This is a genomic window from Amorphoplanes digitatis (assembly GCF_014205335.1).
Taxonomy (GTDB): Bacteria; Actinomycetota; Actinomycetes; order Mycobacteriales; family Micromonosporaceae; genus Actinoplanes; species Actinoplanes digitatus.
Window position 1 is genome coordinate 7,013,733 of the sequence record NZ_JACHNH010000001.1, and the last position, 18,529, is coordinate 7,032,261.

19 protein-coding genes are annotated in these 18,529 nt (G+C 69.8%); 6 read left to right on the plus strand and 13 right to left on the minus strand.

The window, feature by feature from the left end; all coding sequences use genetic code 11:
* Window positions 1-366: 366 nt before the first annotated feature.
* The 3 genes from BJ971_RS30660 to BJ971_RS30670 all read right to left on the minus strand — a co-directional run bounded on the left by BJ971_RS30660 (window position 367) and on the right by BJ971_RS30670 (window position 4,364).
* Window positions 367-1,392, minus strand: coding sequence for an IS110 family RNA-guided transposase (locus BJ971_RS30660; RefSeq protein WP_203709251.1), 1,026 nt, complete (start codon window positions 1,390-1,392; stop codon window positions 367-369).
* A gap of 655 nt (window positions 1,393-2,047) precedes the next feature.
* Window positions 2,048-4,000: an RNA polymerase sigma factor gene (locus BJ971_RS42350; protein WP_307837377.1), complete on the minus strand. Its 1,953-nt coding sequence runs from the start codon at window positions 3,998-4,000 to the stop codon at window positions 2,048-2,050.
* 40 nt (window positions 4,001-4,040) lie between these two features.
* On the minus strand, window positions 4,041-4,364 hold the full coding sequence (locus BJ971_RS30670) for a YciI family protein (RefSeq protein ID WP_184996635.1): 324 nt from the start codon (window positions 4,362-4,364) through the stop codon (window positions 4,041-4,043).
* Window positions 4,365-4,500: 136 nt separating this feature from the next.
* On the opposite strand from BJ971_RS30670, the gene BJ971_RS30675 reads away from it, so the two are divergent.
* Complete coding sequence (locus BJ971_RS30675; protein ID WP_184996636.1) at window positions 4,501-5,148, plus strand: DUF998 domain-containing protein; 648 nt, start codon at window positions 4,501-4,503, stop codon at window positions 5,146-5,148.
* Window positions 5,149-5,534: 386 nt separating this feature from the next.
* Entirely contained in the window at window positions 5,535-6,194 is a 660-nt protein-coding gene (locus BJ971_RS30680) for a suppressor of fused domain protein (protein ID WP_184996637.1), read from the plus strand.
* Window positions 6,195-6,270: 76 nt separating this feature from the next.
* Here the strand turns inward: BJ971_RS30680 and BJ971_RS30685 are convergent, their stop codons facing one another.
* The gene (locus BJ971_RS30685) at window positions 6,271-9,129 is read right to left on the minus strand and encodes a helix-turn-helix transcriptional regulator (RefSeq protein ID WP_239087392.1); all 2,859 of its coding nucleotides are present in this window, start codon (window positions 9,127-9,129) and stop codon (window positions 6,271-6,273) included.
* Between the two features lie 53 nt (window positions 9,130-9,182).
* Window positions 9,183-9,368 carry a hypothetical protein gene (locus tag BJ971_RS30690; protein WP_184996638.1) on the minus strand — a complete coding sequence of 62 codons (186 nt, stop codon included), beginning with the start codon at window positions 9,366-9,368 and terminating at the stop codon, window positions 9,183-9,185.
* Between the two features lie 156 nt (window positions 9,369-9,524).
* Here BJ971_RS30690 and BJ971_RS30695 point away from each other — a divergent pair, with 156 nt between their 5' ends.
* Window positions 9,525-10,214: a DUF4191 domain-containing protein gene (locus tag BJ971_RS30695; RefSeq protein ID WP_184996639.1), complete on the plus strand. Its 690-nt coding sequence runs from the start codon at window positions 9,525-9,527 to the stop codon at window positions 10,212-10,214.
* A gap of 81 nt (window positions 10,215-10,295) precedes the next feature.
* Complete coding sequence (locus BJ971_RS30700; RefSeq protein ID WP_184996640.1) at window positions 10,296-11,267, plus strand: hypothetical protein; 972 nt, start codon at window positions 10,296-10,298, stop codon at window positions 11,265-11,267.
* Window positions 11,268-11,314: 47 nt separating this feature from the next.
* Here the strand turns inward: BJ971_RS30700 and BJ971_RS30705 are convergent, their stop codons facing one another.
* The 4 genes from BJ971_RS30705 to BJ971_RS30720 form a co-directional block, all read right to left on the minus strand.
* Window positions 11,315-12,250 carry a prealbumin-like fold domain-containing protein gene (locus tag BJ971_RS30705; protein WP_184996641.1) on the minus strand — a complete coding sequence of 312 codons (936 nt, stop codon included), beginning with the start codon at window positions 12,248-12,250 and terminating at the stop codon, window positions 11,315-11,317.
* 104 nt (window positions 12,251-12,354) lie between these two features.
* Window positions 12,355-12,600 carry a hypothetical protein gene (locus BJ971_RS30710; protein ID WP_203709250.1) on the minus strand — a complete coding sequence of 82 codons (246 nt, stop codon included), beginning with the start codon at window positions 12,598-12,600 and terminating at the stop codon, window positions 12,355-12,357.
* 49 nt (window positions 12,601-12,649) lie between these two features.
* Window positions 12,650-13,228, minus strand: a complete 579-nt coding sequence (locus BJ971_RS30715) for a hypothetical protein (RefSeq protein ID WP_221478871.1) — start codon at window positions 13,226-13,228, stop codon at window positions 12,650-12,652.
* A 267-nt stretch (window positions 13,229-13,495) separates the two neighbouring features.
* Entirely contained in the window at window positions 13,496-13,960 is a 465-nt protein-coding gene (locus BJ971_RS30720) for a hypothetical protein (protein WP_184996643.1), read from the minus strand.
* Between the two features lie 287 nt (window positions 13,961-14,247).
* Here BJ971_RS30720 and BJ971_RS30725 point away from each other — a divergent pair, with 287 nt between their 5' ends.
* Entirely contained in the window at window positions 14,248-14,436 is a 189-nt protein-coding gene (locus tag BJ971_RS30725; RefSeq protein ID WP_203709249.1) for a hypothetical protein, read from the plus strand.
* A gap of 50 nt (window positions 14,437-14,486) precedes the next feature.
* On the opposite strand, the gene BJ971_RS30730 is transcribed toward BJ971_RS30725, so the two are convergent.
* The 4 genes from BJ971_RS30730 to glnA all read right to left on the minus strand — a co-directional run bounded on the left by BJ971_RS30730 (window position 14,487) and on the right by glnA (window position 17,867).
* Window positions 14,487-15,155, minus strand: a complete 669-nt coding sequence (locus tag BJ971_RS30730; protein ID WP_260415185.1) for a Nif3-like dinuclear metal center hexameric protein — start codon at window positions 15,153-15,155, stop codon at window positions 14,487-14,489.
* A complete protein-coding gene (locus tag BJ971_RS30735) occupies window positions 15,091-15,243 on the minus strand; it encodes a hypothetical protein (RefSeq protein ID WP_184996645.1) in 153 nt (50 codons plus the stop codon). Before BJ971_RS30735 ends, BJ971_RS30730 begins: the two co-directional genes overlap by 65 nt.
* A 209-nt stretch (window positions 15,244-15,452) precedes the next feature.
* Window positions 15,453-16,178, minus strand: a complete 726-nt coding sequence (locus BJ971_RS30740; RefSeq protein WP_184996646.1) for a hypothetical protein — start codon at window positions 16,176-16,178, stop codon at window positions 15,453-15,455.
* Between the two features lie 264 nt (window positions 16,179-16,442).
* Entirely contained in the window at window positions 16,443-17,867 is a 1,425-nt protein-coding gene (gene glnA / locus BJ971_RS30745) for a type I glutamate--ammonia ligase (RefSeq protein WP_184996647.1), read from the minus strand.
* Window positions 17,868-18,147: 280 nt separating this feature from the next.
* On the opposite strand from glnA, the gene BJ971_RS30750 reads away from it, so the two are divergent.
* Window positions 18,148-18,516, plus strand: coding sequence for an RDD family protein (locus BJ971_RS30750; RefSeq protein WP_184999197.1), 369 nt, complete (start codon window positions 18,148-18,150; stop codon window positions 18,514-18,516).
* Window positions 18,517-18,529 lie beyond the last annotated feature (13 nt).

Sequence of the window (18,529 nt, forward strand, 5' to 3'; positions counted from 1 at the left end):
ACTTCCCTCACGCAGAGGGCGCTTCCCTCACCCAGAGGGCGCTTCCCTCACGCAGAGGGCGGGGTCAATTCACGGACCCTCCCCTTACGCAGGGCGGGGTCATCAACCGCAACAGTGGCGTCCTCGACCTGCTCACGGTCCGAACTCCCCCCACGCGGGCGGCGCCTGAGGCCGGGGCAGAGGTGATGGCCCCGGCGATCCACACGCTTCGTGCAGCACTCACGGCAGTGCAGGGCGGGAACTCCGGCGGCGATCAGCCCACCCCGCAGCAACGCAAGCCAGGACGTAAGCAGCGCAGGGACTGTCAAACGAACGGCACCTCTCTGTGTCAAGGCGTCGGCAACAGAGAGGCTTCCGTGTCCTTGATCATGGTTCGGAAGACGACGTCGGCGAGCCGCCGCTTGAGGCAGCGCATGGCTTCCTTGTGAGTCTTCCCGGCGGCTCGTTTGCGCTGGTAGTAGTCCCTGCCCGGAGTGGGTCGCTGGGTTGGGTCATGGCCATGACATGCAGCGCGTAGTTGAGCTGGCGGTCGCCAGCTCGCGAGAGGCGATGCCGCTGGACGTCGCCGGAGGAGACTTCTATCGGCGCCACGCCGCAGAATGACGCGAACGCGGACTCGGATCGGAACCGGCTGACGGGACCGGTCCGGGCAAGGATTTTGGCGGCCATGACGTCACCGATGCCGTGTAGCTCGGTCAGGGTTGTGCCGCTGGCGGCGACCGCGGCGCCGAGGGCGGCGGTGGCGTCGGTGATGCGCCGGTCGAGCCGGCGCAGCTCGGCCAGCAGTTCGACTGCCAGCCTTCGCACGGTGCGGGCCAGCAGGGTTCGGGGCCGGATGGTGCGCAGCGCTGCGGCTGCGGCCTCGGCGGTGAGCTTGCGTGGTAGGCCGGATGCGATGAGATGGGCCAGGAGGACGTGCAGGCGGTTGACGGTTTGGGTGCGGGTGCGGACCAGGTCATCGCGGTGTTCGGTCACTGCTCGCAGCGCTGCCAGGGCTTCGTCGATCACCGCGGTGTTCAAGCGGGTGGCGGTCAGTGCGGCGATGCCAACCGACAGGGCGTCGGCTTCATCGGTCTTGCGGCCGTGGCCCGTGGACAGCAACCGGACCCGCCGGGCGAGCTTGGCGGGCACGTTGACTACGTGGACGTCGTCGGCGGCTAGCCGGGTGGTCAGCGGGGCGCCGAGTCCTGCGGCGCCTTCGATCGCCCAGCTCGCATCCGGCCAGCGGCGGGAGAATCGCCGCAGTTGCCGGTAGCCATCGCGGTTGACCGGCACGCGGATCGAAGCCACGGCCTGCAGGCGGGCGTCGACCACGACCGCCGTCCAGGAGGCCTTGTGCGGATCGATCGCGATGACCACTTGGCTCGACGTCAATGCAGGTGCGGAGGGCACGCAGTCTCCTCATGAGAGCCGGAACGGGGTGGATCCGGCGAGGAGGGCAGACCAACTTCAGGTTTCACAGACCTCTCTCGAGCCACTCTCGCCGGCGGCCGTGGCCGGGACGCATGCCGTTCGGCAGCCAGCCCACAGGCGGCAGGTGTAACTCGAGCGACCCCTGCCACGGCCTCGGTGATCATGGCTGCAGACCGCGATCACCGCCACCAATCAAACAAGTTGGAAGCCTCTCTGTTGCCGACGCCTTGACACAGAGAGGTGCCGTTCGTTGTACAGACCCGCAGCGCAGGCCAGGACGTAAGCAGAGCGGGCTGGGACGAGCAGCGCGGGCCGGGACGTGGGCGGCGCAAGCCGACACGAGCAGCGCAAGCCGGGATGTAGGCAGCGCGGGCCGAGACGAGCAGCGCGGGCCGAGACGTGGGCAGCGCGGGCCGAGACGTGGGCGGCGCAAGCTGAGACGAGCAGCGCGGGTCGAAACCTGGGCGGCGCAAGCCGAGACGAGCAGCGCAATCCGGGACGTAGGCAGCGCGGGTCGGAACGTGGGCGGCGCAAGCCGGGACGTGCAGTGCAAGCCGGGATGTAGGCGGCGCCGGCCGGGGCGTGCGGCGCGGGGCGGACGTGGGAGGCGCGGGGCGGGTTGGGCTGGGTTGGGTTAGCGGGGCTTTAGGCGGTGCAGCGTGTAGCCGCGGCCGGTGGGGTCCAGGTCGGTGGTGGCCTGTTTGAAGAGGTACTCGGCGCGCTCGTACGAGAGGCGGCCGCGGCCGGTGTCCGGGCAGCGATCGGCGGCGGCGGGCATCCGGGCCGGGCCTGGTCGACGGTCGGTGAGGAAGACCGGGCCCTGGGACCGGCCGGCCACCAGGGTCTCCAGCAGGCCGGCCGTTGCGGCCCGCCAGGTCACCCAGGCGGACCCCGAACGGGCCCGGCGGTCATCGAGGTCCAGGTCCTCGATGTTTAGCGACAGCACCGCCCGGATACCCGCCGCCGACTCGTGCAGCAGGCGCCACAGGGTTCGTTCGCGCAGCGGCAGGTCCGCGCGCGCCCAGAGCCGGTCCAGCTCCCCCGCGCCGATCGGCTCGGCGGCGCGGGTGCGGGCCTCGGCGCGCCGGGCCAGGCCCGCCGTGAGGTCGTCCGCCGAAGCCCAGGCGGCGAACGAGCGGATCGCGGACAGATGACGGTTCCAGGTCCCGGCGGCCGTGCCGCCCCACTGCGTCGTGCAGGCCAGGGCCACCTGCTCCCCGGTCACCGACGCCAGCGGCACTCGCTCGCCCAGGGCGAGGCTCAGCCGCCCGAGGGTCTGCCCGTAGGAGCGCAACGTCTCGGCGCCCAGGTCCTCGCGGCCCAGGAAGGCGCGAACCGACTCACCCAGCGTGACGGCGACCGCCTCGGGAACGGCGATCCGCTCCGCTCGGCGGCGCAGGAACGCGCTCTCCGCGGCGTTGCCGGTCAGCGCCGCGGCCCGCTCGAACTCGGCGCGCGCCTCAGGTTCCCGGCCCAGCCGCAGCAGCAGATCACCCCGCACACCCGGCAGCAGGTGGTAGTCCCGCAGCGCCGGGTCCCCGCGCAGGGCGTCGACCAGATCAAGGCCTGCCTGCGGGCCGCGGGCCTGGCCGACCGCCACCGCCCGGTTGAGCCGCACGATCGGCGTCGGCATCAGCCTGGCCAGCGCGTCGTAGAGGGCGGCGATCTGGACCCAGTCCGTCTCCTCGGCCGTACGGGCCTGTGCGTGACACACCGCGATCGCCGCCTGCAACACGTACGGTCCCGGCGTACCGCCGATCTCGCGGGCCCGGAGCAGCGCCGTGAAGCCGCGCCGGATGAGCAGCTGGTCCCAGCGGCCGCGGTTCTGGTCGTGGAGCTGGATCGGCTCGCCGTCCGGCCCGGTCCGCGCGGCCGCGCGCGACGACTGGATCTCCATGAGCGCGACCAGGCCGTGCACCTCGGCCTGGCCCGGCGCCAGCTCGGCGAGCATCCGGCCGAGCCGGAGCGCCTCGAGGCAGAGCGCGGGGCGGATCAGGTCGTCGCCGGAGGTCGCCGAGTAGCCCTCGTTGAAGATCAGGTAGACGACCTCGAGCACCGAGGAGAGCCGGCCGGCCAGCTCACCCGCCTCCGGCAGGGCGAACGGCACCCCCGCCTCGGCCAGCGCGCGCTTCGCCGCCGCGATCCGCCCGGCGACGACCGGCTCGGTCACCAGGAACGCGCGCGCGATCTCCCTGGTGGTGAGCCCGCCGACCACCCGAAGGGTCAGCGCGACCCGGGACTCGGTGGACAGCACCGGGTGGCAGGAGATGAACATCAGGCGCAGGACGTCGTCCCGCTCCGGCTCCGGCGGCTGGTCGTGCTCCCGGGCGTACGCCTCGGCCTTGCGCTCGTGCAGCCGGGCGCGGCGGACGTGGTCGACGGCCCGGCGCTTGGCGATCGCCGTCAGCCAGGCACCGGGATTGTCCGGAACACCCTCGGCCGGCCACTGCTCAAGGGCGGCGACCAGCGCGTCCTGCGCCAGCTCCTCGGCCAGGCCGACGTCCCGCACGATCCGCATCAGCCCGGCGATGATCCGGGCCGACTCGAGCTTCCAGACCGCGTCGATCGTGCGGTGGATGTCCGTCACCCCCGGCCCGTTCCCGGGCCGGGGGTTCGGGTCGTCCGGATCATGGCCCGAAGACCTGCTGGATCACGCTCTCGCCGTCGCCGACGATCCGCCGGAAGCGCCGGGTCAGCTCGATCGCCTCCTCCCGCGAGCGAACCTCGACCAGGGCGAAGCCGGCCACGGCCTCCTTCGCCTCGGTGAACGGCCCGTCGATGACCGTGATCTCGTCGCCGGCGGAGGTGACCCGAACGCCGCCGGGCTCAAGACCGCCGGTCGCGAGCAGGATGCCCGCCGCGGTCAGCTCCTCGACGAACTTGCCCATCTCGGCATACAGCTTCTCGTCGGCGGGCTCGTCGGTGGGCTTGGACATCATCAGGAAGCGCATGGGTGCTCCGTTCTCGGTGTTTGCCATGCCCCAACGTCGAACGACTCATGTGACAGGTAATCACATCATTCCCTGTCACATCCCGAATCCGACGCAGGGGCAGAACCGCAGGATACGAACTCGAGAAGGGCCCGCAATGACCACGCTCGCCACCCGCACCGCGTCCTCCACCACCGGCACCCGCACCCTGCTCGCCTGCCTCGCCGTCGCCGGCCCGCTCTGGGCGGCCGTCGCACTCGCCCAGGCGGCCACCCGCGCGGGCTTCGACCTCACCCGGCACCCGCTCAGCGCACTGAGCAACGGCACGCTCGGCTGGCTACAGATCGCCAACTTCATGATCGCCGGAGCGCTGACCCTGGCCGGCGCCGTCGGCCTGCACCGCGCCCTGGCCCGAGGCTGGCTGCCGAGACTGGTCGCCGCATACGGGGTGGGAATGCTCGCCGCCGGCCTACTCGTCATGGACCCCGCCGACGGCTTCCCGATCGGCACGCCATACGGAATGCCCTCGTCCATGAGCTGGCACAGCTACGGCCACATGGCCGCGGGCACGCTCGCCTTCACCGCCGCGATCGCGGCCTGCTACGTCCTGGCCCACCGATTCACTCGCGCGGGAAACCCCCGAGCCGCGACAGCCTCGATCATCGCCGGGACAGCCCTGCTGGCCGGAAACCTGTGGGCGATGAGCGGCGGAACAGCCGGCACCCTCACGCTGGCCGTCGGCGCAATCACAGCGTCCCTCTGGATCTCCGCAGTCGCCGCCACCCTCGCAATAAACAGCAGGTGACCGCCTCGCCCCCTGTCAGATCAAAAAGGACCCCTCGACTTCCCAACCCTTTTCCCTTACGCGGGGCGGGGTCAACAACCGCAGCAGCGACGTCCTCGCCCCGCTCACGGCCGAACCCCTGCCCACGCTGCGCGAGGGTCCAGGCCGAGCACCGGCAGCGCCCCCGGCGATCGGAACCCTTTCTGCCGCACTCACGCCCACCGCCAACCCCAGACCCTCTCGACCCGCAGAGCGTCGGTCCGCCCACTCAGCTCCGGATCGCCGACCCCGATCGCCAGGCCTTCGACTCCACGCCTCCGAAAGACCGCCGTAACCTCCCAGCCGGTCACCATCCAGGCTGGTCAGCACACTCGGCGCCGACACATCACCGCCACCATGATCGGCGGGTGGCTGATGTGATCGAGCATCTGGAGTCGTTTCTTGGGCATATGTCTGGCGGCAGCCGAGGTGATGAAACGACGCCAGAAGGGGTGCAGTTGGCGTGGTTCCCTGACTCGCCGTTCCCCGGGGTGACGACGCCGGTCACCGTCGACCTGTCACGGCGTCATCTCGCTATGCCGAATGGTGGGGCTTTGCACCAAGAGTTGATGATGCATGTTCCAAAGAGCGACTATCCGGCCAGAGCTGCGGGGCTGTTGTTCCAGGTGGCCGGTGAGATGGTGCGCCGGGGATCCGCATTGCAGCATGCTCAGGTCATCGGCCCGCATGGTCCCCTGTTTCCGGGCAGTCAGATGACGGCCATGGTCGCGATCAGCCCGTTGTATCTGCCCGACGCCTCTGCTTTTGTCCGCGTCGAGGATTCGGTGCCAGTGGTCTTGACGTGGTTGGTGCCGATCACCGATGGCGAGGCCGAATTTAGCTCGGAAGACCCGCCACGGCCTTCCCAGCCGGTGGGCCGTCCAGGCTGGTCGGCGCAATCGGGCCGACACAACGCCACCGCCGCCGCGACCGGCGTGAGTGCGGCAGAGAGCGTGTCGACCCGCTGGGGTCGCCACCCCTATGCGGCCTGGACCCTCGCGCAGCGCGGGGGGAAGTTCGAACCGTGAGTAGGTCGAGGGCGTCGCTGGTGCGGTTGATGACGCCGCCCTGCGTAAAAGAAGAAGGGTTTGGGGAAGTGGCGAATTAATCGATTAGGCCTAGGCGGTGGGCTACGGCTGCTGCTTCGCCGCGGTTTGCTACTTCCAGTTTCGCGATGATGCGGGAGACGTGCACGCTCGCCGTCTTCGGTGAGATGTAGAGCTGTTGTGCGATCCGGCTGTTGCTGCGTCCCTCGGCCACCAGCCGCAGCACCTCGCGTTCGCGGTCGGTCAGCGCCTGTGTGCCGGCCGGCGCCGGTTGGGCCGCCGAGCGCAGTCCGATGCGCCGCGCCAGGGTGTCGGCGGCCGTGGTGAGGGGAACGGCGCCGAGTGCGGCCGCGATGGCCGCCACCTCCTCCAGCGCCTCGCCCGCGGCTACGCGGTCGCCGGCGCCGGCCGCGGCGTTCGCCAGTCCGAGCAGGGCCACCGCCAGCGGGTGGCGCTGGCCGTCGGCGCGCCAGGCCGTCACGGCGTCGCGCCACAGCTCCGGCCGGCCCTCCAGCGCCGCGTCCACCTGTGCCGCGTAGGCGCGGTCGGCGCCGTAGCGCCGGGGCAGGTCCGCCGCGACCTGCCGGATCCGGGCGGTCAGGTCCTCGTCCCTCGATTCCGCGGCGGTCGTCGCCGCCGCGGCGAGGACCGGCCACCCGTAGCGGGGGCGGTCGGCGATGGCCGGCTCGGTCACCGCCTGCCGGGCCGCCGTCAGTGCCTCCGTGGCGTCGTCGGCGTGCTGGGCGACGAGGATGCGCAGCTCCAGCAGGGCCAGCCGGTTCTCCCGGTGCAGGAACGGGCGGCTGAGGAACGCGATCGCCCGGTGCGCGGTCGGCTCGGCACCCTCGTGCCCCCGGGCCAGGCGCAGGCGGGCCCGCATGCGCAGCCACGGCAGCGCCAGCGTGCCGGGCGGGTCCAGCCGGGCCGCCTCCGCGCACCGCGCGTCGGCCTCGTCCCAGCGGCCGAGTGCGATCAGCGCCTCGGCGTGGTTGGCCAGCAGGAACACCCCGGTGGTCCGGTGTACGCCGACCCGGTCCGCGTATGGGATGCCCTCCGCCGCCGCGGCCGCCGACTCCTCGTAGCGGCCGAGTTCGAAGAGGGCGTCGGACACGTTGACCAGGGCGCGGGCCAGGTTCGGCAGATCGCCGTTCTCGCGGGCGAGCGCCGCCGCGGCCGTCATCGAGGGCAGGCCCTCGTCGGGCGACATCCGGCCGCCGCAGACCTGGCCGAACGTGATGGTGGCCGAGACCTGCGTGCTCGCGTCGCCGATCTCGGCGGCGGCCGCAATGGCCTCCTCCGCGACCCGGCCGGCCTCCTCGCCGTCGTCGGCGCCGTGGAGCGCGTAGGCGACGTCGGCGAGCAGCATGACGCGCTCCGGCGACGGCGCCGCGGACCGCAGCAGCGCGTGCGCCGCGCGGACCTCGGCCGCGCCGTCGCTCTTGCCGGCGTTGAAGAGCAGCTTGCTGCGCCGCACCAGCAGCCTCGCGGCCCGCACCGGTTCGGCCTCGGCGTCCAGGTCCGTCAGCGCGGCCTTTGTCAGCTTCAGCGCCCGCTGGTGGTCGCCGGCGTCGATCGCCACCAGGCCGGTCTGCTCCAGCAGGTCCAGGTGGCTGGCGCCGAGCAGCCTCGCCGCGTCCGGCACCAGCTCCCAGAGCTCGAGGACCCGTTCCAGGAGGCGGGCCTGCTCCGCGTACGCGTAGCGGCGGCCGGCCGCGTCGGCCGCGAGCCGGGCCGAGGTCAGGGCGCGCGCGTAGTTGTGCGCCGCGTACCAGTGGTGGGCGATCTCCGCCGGGGCGCGGCCCGCCGCGACGAGCTGCGGCTCGGCCTCGACGGCCTCGGCGTACCGGGCGTGCAGGCGGGTGTGCTCCCCCGGCAGCAGATCATCGTGTACGGCCTCACGGACCAGCGCGTGCCGGAACTCGAACCCGTCGTCGGCGTCGACGACGATAAGTTGCGCCGCCACGACCGCGCGCAGCGCCGGCTCCAGCTCGGCGTCCTCGACGCCGGCCACGCGGCGCAGCAGTTCGTGGCCGAACCGGGTGCCGCCGACCGCGGCCACCCGCAGCAGCTGCTGTGAGGCATCCGGCAGCTGGTCGGCCCGGGCCAGCAGGAGGTCGCGCAGGCTGTGCGGGATGTCGGCGCAGCCCGGGTCCCCTGAGGCGGCGAACTGCTCGATGAAGAACGGGTTGCCCTGCGCGCGCTCGTGGATCGTGTCGACGGTCCGCGGCTCCGGCTCGCCGCCGAGCAGGTGGGCCACCATCTCGGCGGTGCCGTCCCGGTCGAGGCGCTCGAGCTCGACCCGCTGCACCCCGCGTACGCGGTCAAGCTCGGCCAGGAACGGCCGCAGCGGATGGCCGCGGTGCAGTTCGTCGGTCCGGTAGGTGGCCAGCAGGAGCACGTACGGCAGGCGCGCCGCGCGGACCAGGAAGCCGATCAGGTCGCGCGTCGACCGGTCGGCCCAGTGCAGATCCTCGATCACCAGCACCAGCGGCTGCTGCCGGGAGAGCCGGTCGAACAGGGCGGCGACCAGCTCGAACAGGACGCCGCGGCGGGCGTCCCCGACGACGTCGATCGGCGGCGGACCGAGCTCGGGCAGCAGCCGGGCGAACTCGTCCTCGCGCCCGTCCAGGACCGCCGGCCCGTCGGCGTGCACGAGCCGGCGCAGCGCGGCCCCGAACGGCGCGAACGGCAGGCCCTCCTCGCCGAGCTCCAGGCATTGCCCGGTGAGTACCCGGGCGCCGTCCTCGGCCGCCGCGCGGGAGAACTCCTCCACCAGGCGGGTCTTGCCCACGCCGGCCTCGCCGCCGACCAGAACGGTCGACGGCTCGGCACCGCGGGTGCGTTTCAGCGCGTCGCGCAGCGCGGAGAGGTCAGCCTCCCGGCCGACGAGAACCTCGCTGCCTGCCCGCGCCGTCACGCCGTCGAGCATGTCACGCCACAGCCATGGCGCGCCTGCCCCGATCAGCACGGTCACGACGCCGCGGGCGCCCGTACCGGGCGTGGCCTGCGTGCGGGCCGGTGCCACCACGCGTGGCGGTGCCGGCCGGCGCCGGACGCCGCCCGCGCGAGGTGGTCGGCGTGCGCCTCACGCTGCCACTCGGCGGCGCGCTGGTGGTACAGGTCGAGCAGGTACTGGGGGTCGTTGGGCTCGAACATGGCAACTCCTCGCGATCGGTCGTCCTTGCTGTCATCGACTCTTCGCGCGAAGGTGGCGCCCCCGCATGGGGAAGGTGCCTCATATCCGGGCCGGGGGTGCCTTACGTGCGGGTCCTGGGCGAGTAAGGCACCTCGGTGACCATTACACTTTCGGGTATGGCAAAACCCCAGGAGAAGGTCTCGTTCGTCGAGCGCCTGAAGCAGATCGGCCAGGTGTTCGCGTTCACCGCGAAGCAGGACAGATGGTTCGTCCCGCTGATCATCGCGGCGGTCCTGATCCCGGCGGCGCTGACCGTGGTGGCTGTCCTCCTTCTCGGCTGGATCTGGATCCCGATCGGCGTCATGGTCGCGCTGCTGGCGGCCCTGATCGTGCTCAACCTGCGCTCGAACACGGCGATGATGAACGCGGCGGAGGGCCAGCCCGGCGCGGCGGCCTCGATCGTCGAGAACATGCGCGGCGACTGGCGGGTCCGCCCGGCGGCGAGCTCGACCACCCAGTTCGACATGGTGCACGTGGTGATCGGCCGCCCCGGCGTGATCCTGCTGGGCGAGGGGCAGCCCCAGCGCGTCCGCAGCCTGATGGGCCAGGAGAAGCGCCGCCTGTCCAAGGTCATCGGCAACGCCCCGATGTACGACTACCTGATCGGCCAGGGCGAGGGCGAGCTGTCGATCCGCAAGCTCCGCACGACGGTGATGAAGCTGCCCCGGAACCTGACGGGCAAGGACGTCAACGCGCTGGACAAGCGCCTGGGCGCCCTGATGGCCCGCCCGCAGATGCCCAAGGGCGCGATCCCCAAGAACATGCGGCCGGGCGGCAAGGGCATGCGCCAGCAGCGCCCCCGCTGACCGGGCGCCTCAGCACGCCGACAAGGGCGGGACATCGTCGATGTCCCGCCCTTCGACATCTCCGTTCCGATGTGGAGTCCCATGACGGCGCTTCCCGGCCCGGTCGCGGTAGCGGCGTGGATCGCGGTGACCGTGACCGCCCCGCTGCTGTTCTACGACGCCACGCAGCGGTGGGAGGAGAACCAGGCGGCCTCGAACGCCCTGGGCTGGACCCTGGCGGCGGTGCCGGTGCTCGCCGCCTTGGTGTCCGCGCGCTGGACCCGGCGCCGGTCCGTCCCGGCTTTCCTTACCGCGACCGCAGTCGGCGCGTTGATCACCGCGGTGTTCCTGGCCGGGACCATGGCCTGGTACCGGTGGATCGTCCCGCTCGACGGGGCCGGCCTGCCCGAGCGCGGCCGGCCTCCCGTCGACTGGTCGAACTTCTGGTGGACCGGACTGCTGCTGGCGGTCGCCGGCGCCGTGATCGGCTATCCGATCGGCCTGAAGCACGCGACCCGCGCCGACCCGCCGGCGCGGCGGGGCTACGCCGTCGGCGCGATCGTCGCCGTGGCGGGCGCGCTGCTGGCCCCGATGACCGTGCGGCTGGGCGCGGAGGACAGCACCATCCGGTACGACGAGGGCGGGTACGGCGGGACGGGGCAGTTCGCGACTCAGCCCGGCGGCAAGCCGGGGGTCCTGGAGCTGCCCGCGGCCGGCCGCTACGCGATCATGGCCGTGGGTCCCACGCCGAAGGTGCCGGACTGCGTGGTCCTCGACGGCGGGCAGGCCCGGCGGCCGGTCGAGCGGGTCAGCATCCCGCCCGGTGATTACGGTGGCGACGCCGCGACATTCGCCTGGGTCGCCACCTTCGAGGTACCCGGGCCGGGCACCTACACGATGACCTGCCATGACCAGGGGGAATACACCGTCGGCGAGGTACCGCGTATCCGCGGCGCGGTCGCCACGCTGATCCACTGGCCAGTCATGGTGATCATGCTGCTGGGCAGCGTCCCCGGCCTGCTCATCATCGCGAACACGTTCCGGCGCGGCGCCGGGCGAGCGAGCCGGGATTGAAAAGGCGGCCCACCTCGCCGAGCGAAGTGGGCCGCCGGTGCGTCCGGTCAGTTGGAGCTGACGAAGCGGGTGCGCCGCCGCCGTGCCGTCAGGAACGCGGCGCCGCCGATGACCACCAGGCCGAGGCCCGTGCCGACGACCAGCGCCGCGTTGGAGCCGGTGACCGGCAGGCCACCGCCCTCTCCCGGTGCGGGCGCGGCGGTTGCCGTCGGTACCGGCGTGGCGCTGGCACTGGCACTGGGGGTCGTGGGTGCGGCGGTGGGCTCGCCGTTTCGCTTGAGCTTGAACGTGACCGTCGCCGGCTTCGCGCTGATGTTCGTCTGCGCGCCCGTCACCTCGGCCGTCCACCCCTGCGGCGTCTTGATCCGCAGCGCGTAGATGCCCGCCGGGACCGCCTTCAACGTGGCGACGCCGTTGGCGTCCGTGGTCAGCTCGGTGGAGAGGTTCCCCGGGCTGCTGGTCTTCTCGTCGACGGTGATCTTCGCGCCCGCGACGCCGGCGCCGGTGGACTCGTCACGCGCGTACACGGTCAGATCGCCCAGCCGGCCCGGCACGCGAATGCTGCGGTACGCGACGTTGTCGTTGCTGTTCCCGCCCTCGTTCGTGGCGCGGAGGAAGTAGAGGACCTGGACGTAGCCGTCGTCGAACGCCCGCTGCGGCACCACGCCGGTGCGGGTGAAGACCTTCGACTCGCCCGGCGCCACGTCGAACTTCGCGTTGTCCGCGATCGGGGGCGAGGTCCAGTCGAGAGCGTCGTCCCATTCCCGGACGACGGATGCGTCCGTGGCGGTGGCCGTGCCGTTGTTCGTCACCGTGACGGTGACCGTGATGGACTCGCCGACCTTGCCGAGGTCGGTGCTGAAAGCGATCGCCGTCCTCAGATCGGACTTCGCTTCGTCCGCGTAGGCGGGCGCGCCGAGCGCGACCAACCCGAGACCGGCACTTACCGCGAGTGCTGCCCTCGCTGCTTTCCGCAGAACCATCGCTTTTTCTCCCCATGATCGGTCGTCAAGTCCGCCGGGGAGCATATAGGCGACGACTGATGACCGCTACCGGCCCACATCGGGGGCTCGCAGGAGGTGCGAGGTCATTCTTCGTCGTCCCATTGCGACACCAACTTCTGCCTCAGTACCTCCACCTGAACGGTGAGCGCACCCAGGAGTTCCTCCAGGTTGAGAGGGTTCGTCGTTCTGAATGACCAAGAGTGGCCCCCGTCCTCATCCAGGCATTTGATCAGGACGAAAGCTTCGAGCGGCGTCCATCCCGCCTCCAGCGGGTGGAGCGCAAAACCCGGAAGCGCCTCGCCGATGGGAATCCTCACGTCATCCGACACCCGGCTATCGGACCACATCGGCCCGTGCCCGAGCGGACCACACGCCCGGTCAGCCTCGTACCCCGGCTTCCAGTTGGCCGATCATCGGGGTCAGGAGTTCGTTGAGTTCCCGAACGAGCACGGCGACTGCTCTGCGCGCCGCGGGCACCACCGAACTGTTCGGACCGTCTGGGGCCGGAGGCAGATCGTCAAGGGGGACCGGCGCTTCCACTTGCAGCATCGCTCGTAGATGCGGGCTCCGCGTCAGGTCCTGTTGCGTCGGTGTCGTGTACTGACCGAACAGCTGCGGCCAGTCTCGCCAACCTCGGTCACGCTGCCATTGCTTGGTCCAGGTCAGTTCAGCCGGCCACCGGGAGATCACCGTCACCGCACAGGCCATGCCCCCGTCCCACGCGTTCCGCGTACAGGTCGCCGAGACGATTCGCCGGTGCCAGCGGACGTAGCCCGGTGACAGCTCGGTGGCCAATCGCCACGCTGTCGCGGCGAAGCCGACCGGCGCGATGTCGCCCCAGGTGTCGGCAAAGACATCGATACGCGCGAGCACCTCGGCCTCGTAGCGGCCGCGCCCGGCGGTGCCGTGCTCCCGGTCGAAATGCTCGTCGAGCCAGAAGGCGCGCGGTTCAGGCATCCCTATCCCTCCGAGGCTGTCGCGTGCATCACGTCGTCCTCACCAGTGCGGTCTACCACGAACCGTACGTCTGCCGGCCCCGCTTCCAACTCATGAGAGATCGCCTAACGCTGGTGTGCGAGTTTCCGCTTCTGCCGAATTGAGTGCACGCGGTCATTACCTAAAAGGCGTGTTCATTGAACAGCCGGGAAACGAACTAAGAATGGCCGGCCGCCGCGGGAACCGCGGCGGGACAGCAGTCCCGCCGCGGTCGGGTTTACCCGTCGGTCAGCACCGGAACCAGGAGCCCCAGCCCGGGCCGGCGTTGCGGGTCGAGCACCAGATGCTGTTCGAGCCCGCGACGTAGACGCTTACGCCGCGCCGGCCGTCGTTGGAGTAGTACGCGGTCCAGGTATCGTCGGCCCGACCATTGTTCGGCATCTGCTTCCACCCGCCGGATCCCGGCCAGGCGTGCCAGATGGTCCGGCCGGGGGCAATGCCGAAGCACTCATCGGTGCTCGTGCCGGCGTCCTCCCAGTCGACAAGCAGGAGGTAAGAACCGTCCTTGAACGTGCCGGTGTAGCCGAAGCAGACGGCGTCATAGCTCAGGGTGCCGACACCTCCGGATACCGGAACCTTGGTGACGTGCGGGGCCGCGGCCCCGGACGCCGGCCTCGGATCCGCTGCTGTGACGTCCGCGTGCGCTGCGGACCCGGTGGTGAGCATGGCACCCAGCAGCAGCACCGCTGACATGAGTCGCACAATCGCTATTTTCATACTGTCCCCCGTTTCTGTCGCCGCATGATTGCGATCGACGGACATCACTTTACTGCAATCGTCCGCATTGGAGTGTTGTCTGGCGCGAATGTCGTCATGGCGACAGAGGATGCGCCATATGAGTCATCGAGATGTGCGGGCAACGCTCACGAACCCCCGCTGCGCGAAATCCGAAGCCGGGACCTCAACGAACCACGAAGCAGGCACCTTCTCCGTGGGCCAAGAGGAGCCGTCGTCCGTCGTGCTGATGACGGTAGGCCCGAATGCTGCAGTTCGAAGCCCTGATCACCACCGCCCGGCTCTCGCCCAACGCCGCAGTCAGCCTGCGCGACGTTCAGATCGCCGCCCGCCACGCCGACCCGCGTACCACCATGCGCTACGACCGGGCCCGCAAGAACCTCGACCGGCACCCCAACTACATCCTCGCCGCCTATATGGCATCCGGCACGTGATCACTCAACACGCGGAACTGGCCGATGAGAGTACGCAGCCTGGTAGCTGTCTACCGCCACCAGTCGGTTTCGCGGATTGGGCGCAGCGTGATGTCGAACGTCTCCGCGAACCATCGAGCCAGCTGTGTCTCCATGACAAGATGTTCGCTGGCCGCATGCGACACCCCGACGAGCGTCATGCGTGTGGCGGCTGCGAAACTCTCCACCTCTGCGAACTTGCGGCGGCCGTAGTCGCCCTCGATGCGTACGTGCAGTTCGCCGGTCAGGTAGACCTGCGCACCGAGCTTTTCCGCAGCAGCCATCTCATCGACGTGGTCACCGATGCCGCCGACAACCGCAATGCGGGTTACATCCTCGCGCAATGTGCCCTCCACCTCGACGATGTCCACCCCGAACAGGCCCCGCACCTGGTCCACGAGCATGTCACTCGTCGTGGGTGCAACGTCAGCGATGTGTCCGGCGTAGCCGTCTCCGTAGGGCCAGAAGTGATCCACGAGGGTGCCGTCCAGCGCCTCGACAATGGCCGCAGCAGTACCGACCTTCACCGAGATGTCCATCGGGGCATGACAGGCATACATTGACAGCTGCCGGGCGGTGATGGCCTGCAGATGTGCTGTCGCGATCGGAACGAAACCTTCGGCCCAGGTGTCGTGCTCAGGTGATCCGTTGCGTATGTCGCCGCCAATCAACTCCCACCTCGTCGTACACCTGCGGCACATGTCTGCTCATTGCGGCATCCGGGGCCGCCGTGTCGAGTTCGAAAAGCACGTCCAGGGCGTCAGTAACGTGATCGAGCTTCATCCGCATCGACGCACTGTAGGGGTTTACCGACCCGCGAGTCATCCGGAATGTGCCGGGAGCGGGCTGTGGTGGCAGACCTTGAGCGACCACATGACACATGCCCGATTGCCCAAGGCAACCACCTCGGCTGCCGAGTTGCACCATTCCCGGATCTAAGATCTGTCCCGGCTGATGCTTACACGGTGGAGCGCTTCGCGTGTGGCTGACGAGTGTCGTCAGCGTCGTCGACGGGGCTGGTGGACGGATAACGGTTTCAGGTCCTCATGGCACAGTCGGTCTGCGATGGCCTGGGCCTGAACAGCCGGATCAGTACCGTCGACAGGAAAGGTGATGTGGTATCGGCCCGGCATGGTGTATCGCTGCCCGGTCGGGTCCCGGGCGTAGTAGCCGATCTCGACCACGTCCGGGCGGTCCCGCGGCGCGCGGATCGTTGGGTAACCGCGTATCCAGGATCCGTAGTCCTGGCCCTGCTGGTAGCTCCCGGGGAGCAACATGGCCTGGAAATTCTCGGCAACCGATCGTGCCGGCCACATCCGGTTGGCCCGCTCGGTCGCTTGGGCAATCTCCTGGGCGTAAGTCAGCGGGTCGAACCGGAAGGTACCCAGCCCGAGCTCCGCTCCCTCCTTGAGCACCGTGCGGATGTCGATCAGACGCCAGCAGTCCCAGATCACCTCGAGGCCGGCTTGATGAATGCGGACGGTAAGTCGGTCCTCGGACATGTCGGATCCGCCTACCGCGACCTCTCGGGCTTCCGCTGAGGCAGCGAGCCCATTCGGCCCGAGCAAGAACGACGGCATGAATCCGGCCACCGGCTGCCCGTGAAAGCCGTCCGGCGGATACGCCGCCGCAACCACGTCCAGGCCGTTGACGAGGATCCGCATACGGTGCGACGTGAACCGGGAAGGAAACAGCAGCGGTTCCAGCCTCAGATCATCGAGCACCGCGGCAGCCTAGCTTTGCAAACCGACTCGCCAACGGCTGACATCAGGACTCGACCCGCTCGGGCGCCGCCACCCACCTCCCAGCTCCCGTCACCCGCTGTCACCAAACGCACGCGCTCGTTGGTCGACGGTGCGCTCGGGACACGCGAAACGGCGGCCACTCCGGCTGGGAGCCGTTCGTGACCGCCGCTTCTACGCTTGTGCCGGACTTTTGCCCGCGACCAAGGTCGTTCGCAAACACCCTGGTCAGGGGCTCAAAATCGGCTAGACGTTGTAGTACATCTCGAACTCGTGCGGGGTCGGGCGGAGCCGGACCGGGTCGATTTCGTTGGTGCGCTTGTAGTCGATCCAGGTCGAGATCAGGTCGTCGGTGAAGACGCCGCCTGCGGTCAGGAACTCGTGGTCGTTCTCGAGGGACTCGAGGACCGCGTCCAGGGAGCCCGGCACCTGCTTGACGTTGCCCCACTCCTCCGGCGGCAGGTCGTACAGGTCCTTGTCGATCGGGGCCGGGGGCTCGATCTTGTTCTTGATGCCGTCCAGGCCGGCCATCATCTGGGCCGAGAAGGACAGGTACGGGTTGCTCGACGGGTCCGGCACGCGGAACTCGACGCGCTTCGCCTTCGGGTTGCTGCCCGTCACCGGGATGCGGGTGCAGGCGGAGCGGTTGCGCTGCGAGTAGACCAGGTTGACCGGTGCCTCGTAGCCGGGCACCAGGCGCCGGTACGAGTTGACGGTCGGGTTGGTGAACGCGAGCAGCGACGGCGCGTGGTGCAGCAGGCCGCCGATGTACCAGCGGGCCGTGTCCGACAGGCCGGCGTAGCCGGTCTCGTCGTAGAACAGCGGCTCGCCGCCCAGCCAGAGGCTCTGGTGGGTGTGCATGCCGGAGCCGTTGTCGCCGAAGAGCGGCTTCGGCATGAAGGTGGCGGTCTTGCCGTGCTCCCAGGCGGTGTTCTTGATGATGTACTTGAACATCTGCATCTGGTCGCCGGCGTGCAGCAGCGTCGAGAACTTGTAGTTGATCTCGGCCTGGCCCGCGGTGCCGACCTCGTGGTGCGAGCGCTCGACGGTGAAGCCGACGTCGATCAGGCGGCGCACCATCGAGTCGCGCAGGTCGGAGTAGTGGTCGAGCGGCGAGACGGGGAAGTAGCCGCCCTTGTACGCGGTCTTGTAGCCCCGGTTGCCACCCTCCTCGTCCTTGCCGGTGTTCCAGGCGCCCTCGATCGAGTCGATGTAGTAGAACGCCTGGTGTGCCGAGGTCTCGTGGCGGATCGAGTCGAAGATGTAGAACTCGGCCTCGGCGCCGAAGTACGCCGTGTCGGCGATGCCGCTCGACGCGAGGTAGGTCTCGGCCTTCTTGGCCACGTTGCGCGGGTCGCGGGAGTAGGCCTCGCGGGTGAACGGGTCGTGGATGAAGAAGTTCAGCGCGAGCGTCTTCTGGATCCGGAACGGGTCGACGAAGGCGGTCGTGACGTCCGGCAGCAGCATCATGTCGGACTCGTGGATGGCCTGGAACCCGCGGATCGAGGATCCGTCGAAGGCGAGACCGTCGGTGACCACACTGTCGTCGAACGACTCGACCGGCATGTTGAAGTGCTGCATCACACCGGGCAGGTCACAGAACCGCACGTCGACGAATTTGACGTCCTCGTCCTTGAGGTATCGCAGGAGTTCCTCGGGATTGGCGAACACACGTCCTCCTGGCACAGGATTTGTCGAACCGGGCGGCGTGAGCCGCCACGTGGCTAGGCTGGTCGCGACGCTATGGGTCCGCGGTTGCCCAGGCGTATCCCTATTGTTACCGGCGTGTTACGGAGCCCCGCGACACCCGGACCCTACCGCCACATGTCACACTTTTCGCGCCGAAACGCCCCCACAGCTTCGTCTCAGCCGGTCGCCATTACTCTCGCATCCCGTGGCGACACCCGCGAACGGCTCTCCGAACCCGCCCGAACGAGCGGCCGCACTCGACCTGACCCGGCTGGGGCCGGCCCATTTCGGCCGCCGGTTCGCCGCGCTGCTGATCGACTGGGCTTTGTGCCTGGTGATCGCCAGTTTCTACGCCGATCCGCGGGTCGTCGCCTGGCCGCCGGTGGTCGTGCTGATTCTGTTCAACGCCCTCTTCATCGGCCCCTTCGGACAGACGCCGGGCATGTCGCTGGCCCGGATCCGCTGCGTGTCGGCGGCCGATGGCGGCGGCATCGGCGTACTCAAGGGGCTGTTGCGCGGCGTGCTGCTGGCGCTGCTGGTGCCGGCGGTCATCATGGACGAGGACCGCCGCGGCCTGCACGACCGCGCCGCCGGATCGATAGTCGTCGGCCTGCCGCCCCGCGGCAGGTAGGGCGTCCCGGGCG